11 protein-coding genes are annotated in these 12,277 nt (G+C 68.9%); 2 read left to right on the forward strand and 9 right to left on the reverse strand.

Annotated features, from left to right (window positions below):
* Positions 1-3: 3 nt before the first annotated feature.
* Positions 4-1,995 carry a methionine--tRNA ligase gene (gene metG, locus IT182_08940; protein ID MCC6163459.1) on the reverse strand — a complete coding sequence of 664 codons (1,992 nt, stop codon included), beginning with the start codon at positions 1,993-1,995 and terminating at the stop codon, positions 4-6.
* Positions 1,996-2,005: 10 nt separating this feature from the next.
* On the reverse strand, positions 2,006-2,680 hold the full coding sequence (gene radC, locus IT182_08945; protein MCC6163460.1) for a DNA repair protein RadC: 675 nt from the start codon (positions 2,678-2,680) through the stop codon (positions 2,006-2,008).
* An 81-nt stretch (positions 2,681-2,761) separates the two neighbouring features.
* On the opposite strand from radC, the gene IT182_08950 reads away from it, so the two are divergent.
* Positions 2,762-3,388: a hypothetical protein gene (locus IT182_08950; protein MCC6163461.1), complete on the forward strand. Its 627-nt coding sequence runs from the start codon at positions 2,762-2,764 to the stop codon at positions 3,386-3,388.
* A gap of 120 nt (positions 3,389-3,508) precedes the next feature.
* Here the strand turns inward: IT182_08950 and dapF are convergent, their stop codons facing one another.
* Genes dapF through IT182_08985 form a run of 7 tightly spaced genes read right to left on the reverse strand, consistent with a single transcriptional unit; the run spans position 3,509 to position 11,078 of the window.
* Positions 3,509-4,303, reverse strand: a complete 795-nt coding sequence (gene dapF / locus IT182_08955) for a diaminopimelate epimerase (GenBank protein ID MCC6163462.1) — start codon at positions 4,301-4,303, stop codon at positions 3,509-3,511.
* Positions 4,304-4,335: 32 nt separating this feature from the next.
* Positions 4,336-4,785: a D-tyrosyl-tRNA(Tyr) deacylase gene (locus tag IT182_08960; GenBank protein MCC6163463.1), complete on the reverse strand. Its 450-nt coding sequence runs from the start codon at positions 4,783-4,785 to the stop codon at positions 4,336-4,338.
* Positions 4,782-5,654, reverse strand: coding sequence for a tRNA 2-thiocytidine(32) synthetase TtcA (gene ttcA / locus IT182_08965; GenBank protein ID MCC6163464.1), 873 nt, complete (start codon positions 5,652-5,654; stop codon positions 4,782-4,784). The genes IT182_08960 and ttcA overlap by 4 nt, the downstream gene beginning before the upstream one ends.
* Positions 5,655-5,660: 6 nt before the next feature.
* On the reverse strand, positions 5,661-7,643 hold the full coding sequence (locus IT182_08970; GenBank protein MCC6163465.1) for a hypothetical protein: 1,983 nt from the start codon (positions 7,641-7,643) through the stop codon (positions 5,661-5,663).
* On the reverse strand, positions 7,640-8,839 hold the full coding sequence (locus IT182_08975) for a glycosyltransferase family 4 protein (GenBank protein MCC6163466.1): 1,200 nt from the start codon (positions 8,837-8,839) through the stop codon (positions 7,640-7,642). The genes IT182_08970 and IT182_08975 overlap by 4 nt, the downstream gene beginning before the upstream one ends.
* Positions 8,836-9,828 (reverse strand): NAD-dependent epimerase/dehydratase family protein, encoded by a 993-nt coding sequence (locus tag IT182_08980; protein MCC6163467.1) that lies wholly within the window; start codon positions 9,826-9,828, stop codon positions 8,836-8,838. The genes IT182_08975 and IT182_08980 overlap by 4 nt, the downstream gene beginning before the upstream one ends.
* Complete coding sequence (locus tag IT182_08985; protein ID MCC6163468.1) at positions 9,825-11,078, reverse strand: glycosyltransferase; 1,254 nt, start codon at positions 11,076-11,078, stop codon at positions 9,825-9,827. Before IT182_08985 ends, IT182_08980 begins: the two co-directional genes overlap by 4 nt.
* A gap of 275 nt (positions 11,079-11,353) precedes the next feature.
* Between IT182_08985 and IT182_08990 the strand changes: the two genes are divergently transcribed.
* A complete protein-coding gene (locus tag IT182_08990; GenBank protein MCC6163469.1) occupies positions 11,354-12,274 on the forward strand; it encodes a flippase-like domain-containing protein in 921 nt (306 codons plus the stop codon).
* The last annotated feature ends 3 nt before the right edge of the window (positions 12,275-12,277 follow it).

Here is a 12,277-nt window from a genome sequence, read left to right on the forward strand (position 1 = left end):
CGGCTACCGGATGCGCGTGCCGGGCTGCGGCGGGGTTTCGAACGCGATGAGCTGCGCCCGGCCGTCGGTCTCGGCGGCCAGCACCATCCCGTGCGACACGAGGCCCATCATCGGGCGCGGCGCGAGATTGGCCACAAACGCGATGGTGCGGCCGACCATGGCGTCCGGCGCGTACGACTCGGCGATGCCGGCAAGGATCGTGCGCTCCGATTCGGGCCCATCCTGCACCGTGAGCTTCAGCAACTTCCTGGACTTCGGCACGGCTTCGGCCGCCAGCACCTTGCCGACCTTCAACTCCACCTTCACGAAGTCGTCGATGGTGATGAGGCCCGCGTCGGCACTCGCCGGCGCCGGGGCGACGGGTGATGCCACGGCTGGCGCTGCGGCCGGAGCGGCGGCTGGCGGAGCATCGGGGACTGGCTGTTCGGACACGACTGAGACTCCTGCATTCGGAAGTGTGACCACGGCTGGTGTCGCCGCTTCGGCGGGTACGGCGCGCGGCCACAACGCCTCGCCCGCGGTAGTCGTGACGGGCGCGTGACGCCACGCCGCCTCGACGTCGAGCCGCCTGTCGGCCAGCGGCGTGCGATCGCCAAGACGCGCCAGGATCGCCTGCGACGAGGCTGGCATCACGGGTCCGAGGAGCACGGCCGACAGCCGCAGGCTCTCGGCGGCGGTGTACAGCACCTCGTCGAGCGCCGCGGCGTTGGCCGGATCCCTGGCCAGCGTCCACGGGGCACGCTCGGCGAGGTACTCGTTGGTCGCGTCGAGCAGGCGGTAGACGGCCACCGCGCCCTGATGGAGCGCGTACGTGTCCATCGCGTCGCGATACGTCCGCACCGTGGCCGCGGCCAGATCCTGGAGCGGCGACAGCGACGCCACCGGCGCGAGGGTCCCCTGCCTGTAGCGCACGCCCATCGCCGTGACGCGATTGAGCAGGTTGCCCAGGTTGTTGGCCAGGTCGGTGTTGTAGCGCTCCTCGAATCGCTCGACGCTGAAGTCGCCGTCGGCGCCGTACGCGATCTCCTTGGTGAGATAGAGGCGCAGCGCGTCGGCGCCGAACCGGCTCGCGGCATCGAGCGGATCGACGGCCGTGCCGAGCGACTTGCTCATCTTCTCGCCGCGCAGGTGGACCCACCCGTGCCCGAACACCTGCCTGGGAACCGACAGCCCCGCGCTCATCAGCATGGCGGGCCAGATGACGGCGTGGAAGCGCGTGATGTCCTTGCCCACCACGTGCAGGTCGGCGGGCCACCACGTGTCGAACAGCGTGGGATCGGTACCCAGGCCCACGGCCGACGCGTAGTTGATGAGCGCGTCGAACCACACGTACACCACGCTCGACGGATCGATGGGCAGCGGAATCCCCCACGACTGCCCCGCGCGGCTGATCGAGATGTCTTCGAGACCCGCTTCGAGCAGGCGCAGGATCTCGTTGCGCCGCACGTCGGGCTGCAGGAACTCCGGGTGCGCGGCAAAGTGCGCGAGCAGGCGCTCGCGATAGGCCGACAGCCTGAAGAAGTGATTGCGCTCCTTGATCCAGTCGGGACGCGTGCGGTGCACGGGACAGAGCCCGTCCACCAGATCCTTCTCCTGCTTGAACGCCTCGCAGCCGACGCAGTACCACCCCTCGTAGTCGGCCTGATAGAGGTCGCCCGCATCGGCGATCCGCCGCACCATCGTCTCGACGGCCGCCTTGTGGCGCGGCTGCGTGGTGCGGATGAAGTCGTCGAACGAGAGATCCAGCGCGCCCCAGACGTCGCGGAACTGCTGTTCCATGTCGTCGCAATAGGTCAGCGGATCCTTCCCGAGTTCACGGGCACGCCGGAACACGTTCTGCGAGTGCTCGTCGTTGCCCATCACGAAGTGCACGTCGGCGCCGCGCAGGCGCTGATACCTGGCGATGACGTCGGCCGTGATCTTCTCGTACGCCGTCCCGAGGTGCGGACGGCTGTTGACGTAGTCGATGGCTGTCGTGATGTAAAAGCGCGGCATGATGTCGAGTTCAGGGGACCAGTCTGCCCATCTCACGAAGACTGCAATAGGACGCGTCGGCCAGTATGAGGTGATCCACCACGGTGATCCCCATCACCTCGCCGGCCGCCAGCATCCGCTGCGTCAGCAGCACATCCTCCGGACTCGGCTGCGGATCGCCCGAGGGATGGTTGTGGAACAACACGAGGGCCGCCGCACCGGCCAGCGCCGCCTCACGGAAAACGTCGCGGGGGTGCATGGGCGCCGTGTCTGCCGTGCCACGCGTCAGCACGCGCGCGTGCAGCACGCGATGCCGGCTGTCGAGCAGCAGGACTCCGGCCTGCTCGACGTCCACCGCCCCGTATCGCGGCAACAGGTACCGCGCGGCGTCGATGGGCGCGGCCACCTGCAGACGCACCGGCCCGGCCCGCATCACGGCACGCCGCCCCAGTTCCACCGCGGCGACGATCCGCCCGGCGCGCACGGGCCCGATGCCGGAGACGCGCGCAATCGCGGCGGGCGACCCTCGCCCCACGCCACGCAGGCCTCCCAGTTCGCCGAGCAGACGGTTGGCCAGATCGAGCGCACTGACTCCGCGCGTTCCGTGTCCGAGCACCACGGCCAGCAACTCGTTGTCGCCGAGTGCCCCCCTGCCCCGCTCGGCGAGCTTCTCCCGCGGCCGATCGTCGGGTGAGAGGCCCTTCATGACACGGACCCACCCGGCGCCGCACCCGGAGGCACCGCCAAGCCACTCATCGTACTACGCCCACTCGGTATACTCCTGCGCATGTCCGATCGTCCGGGCACGGTTCGTCCCGTGCTGCGTGCCGTGTGCGCGCCCCTCGTTGCCCTCACGCTTGCCGCCTGCGCCGCGCCACCACAGAAGGAGATGGATCAGGCAGAAGGCGCCATCGCCACCGCCCGCGCCGCCGGCGCCGCGCAGTACGCGGCCACCGAGTTCGCCGCCGCCGAGGCGGCGCTCGCGCGCTCGCACGACGCCGTCGAGCAGCGCGACTACCGGCAGGCCCTCAACCAGGCCCTCGACGCCCGCGAACGCGCCCAGACGGCCGCTCGCGAAGCCGCCGACAAGAAGGCGCTGGCGCGCGGGCAGGCCGAGCGCGCCATCACGTCGCTGGAGCTCGCGCTCGCGCAGGCTCAGCAGCGCCTCGGCGCCGCCATCGCCACGCCGCAGACCGGCCGCCGGCCGGTGGCGCACAACGCGGCGTTCCAGGCGCTGCAGCAGGCCGTCAGCGCGGCGACCGATCGCCTGCAAGAAGCGCGCTCACACGTCGAGGCGCAGCGATTCGACGAGGCGCTGACGGTCGCAACCCCGGTGGCCGACCAGATTCAGGCCGCAATGCGCGCGTTCGAGGCCGCGGAGTCGTCGCCGCCCACGCCGCGGCGCGGTCGCTAGGCGCGACGACGGTGGCAGGAATGTGAAAGTGGCGCGTACTGGCGCGCGGCAAGAACTGCCATTCGACTCGCCCGGTGGCCCGCCTTCGACGAGGGACTGGGCTCGATCATGACCAGCCGCTCATGACGTGAGCCAGGTTCCTTCGCAGAGGACTTCGGCCCAGCCGGTGAGGTAGACGGAGTCGTCTCGCCAGTCCACGTGCTGGCGTCCGCCTGGCGCAACGACCTCGACCTGTCGCGCGGCGCCGCCGAACGCGGCGGCCGCGACAGCGGCGGCGCACGATCCCGTACCCGACGAGTGCGTCGGTCCGACGCCACGCTCGTAGATCAGGATCTCCACCTCGTCGGGCGACACGACGTGGGCGAGCTCGAAATTGACGGCGTCCGGGAACGCGGCATGCTGCTGTAAGGCCGCGCCCACACGCAGCATCGTCCTCGAATCGAGCACGTCCACCAGCCACACGGCCTGTGGATTCCCCATCCAGAGGGTCACCAGGGGCAGCACGTCGCCATCGACGGTGATCTGCTGCTGACGCAGGTCCTCGGGACGTCCCATCGCCGCACGGAACACCGGTCGGCCCCGCTCGTCGTGCGACGTCAGGTCGAGGATCTTGTCGCCAGCGTCCGTGTGGATCACGAACGTCGTGCCCACCGGCGATCCCTGTTCGGCCGCGAGCAGCGCCGCGAGTCCGCGCACGCCGTTGCCCGACACTTCCGCGATCGATCCATCGGCGTTGTGCAGCCGCATGCGCGCGCCACCGGCGACCGGCTCGAAAAGCATCAGGCCATCGGCTCCGATACCCGTCGTGCGCGCGCACATGTGACGCGCGAGCGCTGCGGGATCGTCATGGCGGACGTCCGCGAATCGCGCGTAGAGGAAATCATTACCGTAAGCGTGGGCTTTCCAGAAGTGCATGCGGTCCTCGATCTCGATGGACTGGAGAGGGGTCAGAAGTCACGACGGCTGTCGAGCAGCAATGTCACGGGGCCATCGTTGACGAGCGCCACCTGCATGTCGGCCTGGAACACGCCTGTCTCGACGCGGAGCCCCCTCGCGCGCCAGGCCTGGACGGCGCACTCGTACCAGGCCTTCGCTTCGTCCGGCCGCGCGGCGGCGATCCACGACGGACGACGGCCGTTGCGACAGTCGCCCGCCAGCGTGAACTGCGACACGACGAGCAGCGCGCCGCCCGTCCCGGTGATGTCCACGTTCATCCGGCCCTCGGCGTCTGGAAACACGCGGAGGTTGGCCACCTTGTCGACGATGTACGTGAGGTCGGCGTCGGTGTCGCCCACCGTCACGCCGAGCAGGACGAGGAAGCCGACGTCGATCCGCCCGACCACGACCTCGTCGACCGTGACCGCCGCCGATCGCACGCGCTGGACAACGGCTCTCATGCCGTCGTCGTCTGGGTGGCAGTGCGACGCACGACGTGAAGCGGGTGCACGCCGCTCGCGACGGACGGAGCGTCTTCTTCGGCTTCCACACGCCCCGTGCGCGCCATCGTCTCCAGCGGATTCAGGCGCGTGTCGAGCAGGTGACGGGGATGCACGTTCTGGATGGCCTTCAGCATCGACGACTTGATGCCGGGGTGCTCGCGTTCGAGCTCGCCGATCAGGCGCTTGAGGCGCTGGCGCTGGAGGCTCAGGTCGCCGCACGCCGGGCAGCAGCAGCCGACGATGGGGAGTTCGCACGCCATCGCGTAATCGAGCGCTTCCTGTTCGGACACGTATACCAGCGGACGGACCACCACGTGCCGCCCATCGTCCGAGACCAGGCGCGCGGGCATGGCCTTGAGCGCACCGCCGAAGAACAGGTTGAGCAGGAGCGTCTCGATGAAGTCGTCGAGATGGTGGCCGAGCGCGATCTTCGTTGCGCCCTCCTCTTCAGCGATCCGGTACAGGACACCGCGGCGCAGGCGCGCACAGAGCGAACACGGCGTCGCATTGGCGTCGAGGATGTCGTCCATCACCTCGCCGATCTCGGTGTGCTCGACCCGGATCTCCCACCCGCGGTCCTCGCACGCGCGTCGAATCACGTCGTGCTTGAAGTCCTTGTAGCCGGAGTCGACGTTGACGGCGATCACGCTGAACGGGAACGGCGCGCGCTGCCGGATCACGTCGAGCACCTGCAACAGCGCCCAGCTGTCCTTGCCGCCGGACAGGCCGACCATCACGCGATCGTTCCGGGCGAGCAGCCCGTGCTCGATCGAGGCCCTGGCGACCTTCTTCGCGATGCGTGCTTCGAGTGGCGTGGCGTACGACATGGCTGGCTACGGCTTCGGCGGCGGCTGGTACCGATCGTCACGGTACAACGGCGCGATGCGGATGCGCGCGCCGAGAAAGCGACTGTCGCGCACGCCCTCCGCGAACAATGGCACGAACCCTTCGCTCGCGGCGATCGAGATCGCGTACACGCGGTTCAACGGCTGCCCCGGAACGGCCTTGTACGGGAAGCCGCCGGGCATCGGCACGCGGACGGTCTCGCTGTTGTTCGCGCCTGGCGTCACGTGCACGCGCGCGGCACCCGTGTCGATCGTGACGACGGCCGGCGCGGCGCCTGTCGCCACTTCGATGTCGAGCGCCGTCAGCGCCAGCGACGTGAACGCGCCGTCGGCGTGTGGACGCGCAGGCGCCCGGAGGATCAGATCGGCACGCGACTCGCCTCGCACCCAGAACCACTCACCTTCGCGGCCGTACGCGTTGTCGTCGAGGAAGTAGGCCCACACCGCCGGATCGCCCGCGAGCGTTTGCTTGGCCCGCGACGGCGTCACGTTGATCGGCATGTCGTTCACGAGCGAGAGCTCGATGGGCAGCCAGCGGAAAAGGCCGTACTTGGCGTGTGTCTCGGGTCTGAACGACGAGTAGAACGGATTGGCGATGAGCTGCGCCGTGAAGAGACCGCCCACAGCGGCTGCCACCACGGCCGTGCGGACGGTGATCGCGGCGGGCACGAGGAACGCGAAGAGCGCGTAGTAGCCGAGGAAGTACCTGTTGCCGATGGGGCCGCCGCCGCCCGAATACGTGAACGGCATGTAGATCAGGATCGCCACGGACGCGACGGCGAGCGTGCCGACGAGCAGCCACTGGAACGGTTCGCGGCGCTGTCGTCCTGCAACGAGGAACAGCACGAGCGTCAGGACGCCCGGGAAGAAATACGGCACGAGTCCCGTGTGCCGCCCCAGGAAGAAGTACACGATGTTGTGTCGCAACACCGTGGTCAGTGCGTCCGTATTGAAGATGACCTCTGTCAGCAGGCCATCTGTCGCGCGCTTCTCACCCGTCGTGTCGAACGTCAGGTCAGGCGACTGGAACGGGAACCGGCCGTAGAACGTCGAGCGATCGGGACCGCCGCCCTGATAGTTCATGTCGCCGCTGCTGATGCCGTTGGCGAGGAACAACCCGCCCGTGGCAACGAGGAACGCGACGCAGATCCCCGCGACGCGCCACCACTGCCGGCGCCACAACGCGAGCAGCAGCAGCGGTGCGGCCGCAAAGACGTTCAGGGGCTTGGAGAACGTCGCGACGCCGAGCAGTACGCAGGCGACGATGTCCGACCACGGGCTCCGCACGAACGCGCCCCAGCGATCGAGCCACGTGCCTGTCTGCGCCGCCGCTGGCGCCACCTCCTTGTACGCCCACAGGAAGAGCCCGAGCAGCACGAACGACAGGTTGAACAACTCCGGCGTGAGCCAGACGAAGTACACGGGCGCGGCCGACGCGAACAGGAACACGACGGCGTATCCCAGCGCCGCGGACGCCGTGGCGCGTGCGCGCACGAACGCGTACACGGCACCGAAGCACGCCGTGAGGAGGAGCGCGTGCAGCACGAGGAAGCCGTTGGTGCCGACGAGCATGATGAACGGCGCCGCGGCGAGCGGATAGATGAACGACTTGCCGTAGTAGAGCCTGTCGGCGCGCGGGTCTGTGCCCTTCACCCACTTGACGAACGGCGGGCGTCCCTGGAACTCGATGGTGACGCTGCGCCCGCGCTTGAGGAAGATGCCTTCGGGCCCGCTCGGGAACTCGCGCCACACGCGCACGAGGTCCTTGCGCTGGAACTGCATGTCCCGGTCGGCGGCGATGCTGTGGCCCAGGCTGTAGTAGGTCGACTCGTCGCTCTGGAAGCCGAACGCGACGACGGGGAATCGCACAGACAGCGCAAACCCGAGCAGGAGCACGCCGAGCACGATCGTGGCGACGGCTCCCGGCTCGTTCCACACGCGCCCGAGCCGCGCCGCCCCGGGCACGTTCACGCCTTCACCCCATCATCCAGGAACGACAGATCCTCGTGCAGGAGACCCTGTCGCTTCGTGGGCTTCGACACGCGCGCCATCAGGTCATAGAGGCGCTCCATCTTCCGCACGTACGCGTCGATGTCGTAGCGACGGCTCGTGCGCTGCGCCTCGGCGCCGAGCGCGGCACGGCGTACGGGATCGCGTTCGAGCGCCACCACCGCGTCGGCGATGTCGCGCGCGCGCTCCTTCGGCACGACCACCGCGTCGACGCCGTCGCGCAGGATCTCGCACAACCCGTCGGCATCCGTCGACACGATCGGCTTGCCCATCGCGAGCGCTTCGAACGAGGTCAACGGCGTGCCTTCCCACAGCGAGGGAAAGACCACGAGATCGAACGCCGAGAGCACGCGCGCCACGTCGCGCTGGAAGCCGAGGAAGTGCACGCGATCGGCCACGCCGAGCGCCCGCGCCTGCGCCTCGAGCTCACCGTGCAGTTCGCCCTCGCCGGCAAGGTAAATCTGCGCCGATGGAATCTGCTCGACGATCGGACCGACGGCGTCGATGAGGTACTTGTTGCCCTTCGCGGGCATCAGGCGCGTCACGGTACCGACGGCGAACGTCCCCGGCGTGATCCCGAGTGCCTCACGCGCGGCGGCGATCTCCTGCGCGCCGCGCGGACGCCCGAACTCCTCGAGCGGCGCGCCGAGATACACCACGCGCGTCTTCTCCGCCGGCATCTTCCGTGCGCGAATCGTGAACTCCGCCGTCGACTTCGACACGGCGATCGCGAGGTCGGTGTAGGGCGCGAGCAGCGAATCGGCAACCTGCTGGAACCAGGGTGTCGTCGTGTGGTTGGCGTGCTCGTGCAGCAACGCCGCCGTGCCGCGCATTGCTGCCGCGAGACGTCCGAAGGTCGTCGCGCCGTAGCCGTGCAGGTGCAGGACCTGCGTCCCCTTGCGGTCCATCACCTTGAGGAGCGCGGTGAGCGTGGCGGGATCGAACTTGCCCTTGTGCAGGTACGTGACGTCGACGCCGAACTGCTCCAGCGTGTCTTCGGAGGTGTCCTTCTGCCTGAGGCTCACGAGCGACACGTCGAAGCGTGCGGGATCGAAACGCGGCAGCGTCCACGCGAACAGGCGCTTGACGCCGTGCATGCGCGACCCGGCCCATCCCAGGTGATCGCAGACGTGCAGGACGGAAATCTTCTGGCTCACAGCAATCCCTGCGCGCGATACCACGCGATGGTGCGCCTGATGCCCTCGGGCAACCCGACGACGGGGTTGAAACCCAGCTCGGTGCGCGCACGCGTGATGTCGAAGGCGCGGCTCTTCGTGTAGAAGTCCACGCGCCGACGATACAGCGGTGGCTGGATGCGCAACGGCACGCAGACGGCTTCGCAGGCGGCACCCGCGAGCCAGAACGGCCACACGGGCAGGTGCACCGGCAGCGGCGTGACCTTCAGTTCCGTTGCGATGAGATCGACGAGTTCGTTGAGCGTGGTGTAGCGCGGCCCACCGAGGATGTAGGTACGTCCGGCCGCGGCAGGTACCTCGCCGCACAGCCGGAACCCCTCGCACAGATCGTCGATGAACGTGAGGTGATAGAACACCTCGCCCGATCCCAGCACCGGGAAGCGGCGCCGCGAGATGCCCCGGAACATCTTGAGGAAGCGCATGTCGCCCGGACCGTAGATGCCGATCGGTCTCGCGATGACGACCTCGATGCCGCCCTTCACGCCTTCCGCGCGCGCGAGGCGTTCGCCTTCGAGCTTGGTGTCCTGGTACACGTCGCCGGGATTGAACGGTGCGTCCTCGTTGGCGGGCGGATTGGCGACGTGTCCATGGACGCCGCCGGTGCTGCAGTGCACCACACGTGTGGCACCGCCCGCTCGCGCGCCGTCGATCACGTGCTGCACGCCCTGCACGTTGATGGCTCTGTACGCGCTGTCTGGCTGTCCGGCTTCGCGATACGTCGCGGCGATGTGATAGACGATGTCGGTGCCCGCGCATGCGGCGGCGACAGCCCTCGCATCAGTCAGATCGCCAGTGACGATCTCGACACCCGCGTCGCGCAACGCCGCGACGTCTGGCCGCGCCAGGCTCTTCTGCCGCACCAGACCACGCACCTGCACACCCCTGTGACGGAGGTGACGTGCGAGGTGGCCACCGGTGAAGCCGGTGGCGCCCGTGACGAGCACCGTCACCGTCCGTCCTGCCCTCCCGAGGCGGCGGCACCTGCCACGGGCAACACGCGGTGACGCATCGACGCCATCAACATCTCGTAGGCGCGTCGCGTACGCGTGAGATACGACTGCCGGCTGTACTGATCGTCGGCGAGCCGACGGGCGCCATCGACCACACGCCCGGCGAGCGCGGGCTCGACAATCGCCCGCGCGAGGCCATCGGCCAGTGCGTCAGGCGTGGGCTCGACGAGCACGGCGGAATCAGGCGAGAGCACCTGGGTGTGCGTCCGCAGGTTCGTGGCGACGATCGGGCGGGCCGATCGGAGGTACGAATAGATCTTCAGGGGCGTGTTCGTCCCCGAGATCCGCGGAGACACGAGCACGTCGCACGCGTCGACCAGGTGCGGTACCTCCACGGGCGGCCGCTGTCCCGTGAACACGAGTGGCGCGCCGCGTTCGCGCGCACGCGCGGTCATCCCGGCCACCTGTTCGGGCGCGCCGCCTGCGACAAGGACGGCCACGTCGGGCACGCGTGCCTTCAACGCGACGCTGGCGTCGAGCAGCAGATCGAGTCCCTGGTACTGCTCGAAGGTGCCCGTGTAGAGCACGACGGGCTGATCCGGCGTGAGCCCCCACGCGGCGCGCACCGCCGCGCGGCCGGGGCCCGGCGTCGGATCGACGTCGCCGCCCATCACGTTCTCGATGAGGACCGCGCGGTCGCCCACGCCCATCTCGTGCACGGCGTCCTGCAGTTCCTGGCAGATCGTGATCACGACCTGCGACCCACGCACCATGTAGTCCTCGGCGCGCTGGAAGCCCCAGCGCAGCACGCGCGACCGCGAGTACTTGAAGTTGCCGAGTTGCTGCGGGAGGCTCGAGTGCATGTCGTACAGGTGCGGAATCCCGAGGCGTCTGCCGAGCCACACGCCCACCACGCCCATCTCTTCATGGGAGTGGATAGCGTCGTAACGGGTGCGGCCGAGGAAGGCAACCCGCAGGATCGTGAGGACCAGACACGCGTCGAGCACGAGCTTGGTGACCGACGGGCCGATCGGCACGGTCGTCACCAACGGTGGGCGCCAGCTCCTGAAAATCCGGAGGCGTGGGAGTTCCACGTCCCTGCCGATCGGATAGGTCACCAGATCGACGGCATGGCCGTCCTCGACGAGGGCCTTGATGCGGTGATACTCGCTGAATGGCGTACCGCGGGGCTCGAAGAACGGCTCCGGCGCGAGCATCAGGATCCTGAGCGGCGTGGCTGGGGAGGTCACGATACGGGGATTGGGCTGGCGGGTGATGCCCTCACTCGGAACGGGCAGCCGCGCCGCAAAGCTCTCAAGTATAGCCCACGGCACCACCGCCACGAGGGCACGGGCCGGAGTGCGCAGGCGAGTTTGCCCGCTCCTGAGTCGCATGGTACCGTCACACACCGTCCGACCGCCGTGGGCGCGGCCGGCGCCACCTCACCATGTCTCCCCTGTCCGGTCGCGTCAAACGCGCGTCCTCGTTCGCCCTCAAGCTCAGCATCAGTGTTGGGCTCCTGGCCATGCTGTTTCGTCAGACGGACATGAGCGCCGTGCTGGCCCGGCTCCGCCAGGTGGAGCCGGCGTGGGTCGGGCTGGCGCTGCTGGTGCACACCGCCCTGCTCATCGTGAGTGGATGGCGATGGCGGCGGCTGCTGGTCACCCAGGACGTCCACGCCTCGACGTGGCAGCTCACCGTATCCTGCCTGGTCGCCAACTTCTTCAACAACTTCCTGCCGAGCAACATCGGCGGCGACGTCGTGCGCGTGGCGGACACGGCGGGCCTGACCGGATCGCGCACGGTGGCCACGGCTGTCGTCCTGCTCGATCGTGCGCTCGGCTTCATCGCGCTCGTCGCCGTCGCTGCCTGCGGCTCACTGCTGCTCCGGCACGCGCTGCCAGGGACCGGCTACCTCTGGGTGCTGTTGGTCCTCGGGGCCGTCGGTGCGGCGGTCGTGGTATCGCGTCCGGCACTGGTGCCGCGACTGCTCCGCCCCTTGACCCGCGTACGGGAAGAGTGGGTCACCGAACGCCTCGGACGCATCGAGGACATGCTCGGACGCGTCGGGAGCGACAGGGGCCGGCTGCTCCAGGCGTTTGCCGGCGCGGTGGTCGTCCAGGTGCTGGTCGTCCTGTTCTACGTCTGCGTGGCGCGGGGCCTGCACGTCGATCTGCCGCTCCGCGACGCGCTCGTCATCGTGCCCGTGAGCCTGGTCATCCAGCTCGCGCCCGTCTCGATCAACGGATTCGGCGTGCGCGAAGCCGTCTTCTCCTACCTGTTCAAGCGGCTCGGCCACCCCGTGGACGCCGGCCTCGCGCTATCGATCGCCGGGGCCGCCCTCCTCATCCTCACCTCGCTCCCCGGCGGCCTCGTGTTCCTGCTGCGCAAGGAGGGCCTGATGGTCGCGGCCCGGTCGTCCGATATGAGCAAGAGGGAGGTGTAGGCC

This window comes from Acidobacteriota bacterium, assembly GCA_020845575.1.
Lineage (GTDB): Bacteria > Acidobacteriota > Vicinamibacteria > Vicinamibacterales > Vicinamibacteraceae > Luteitalea.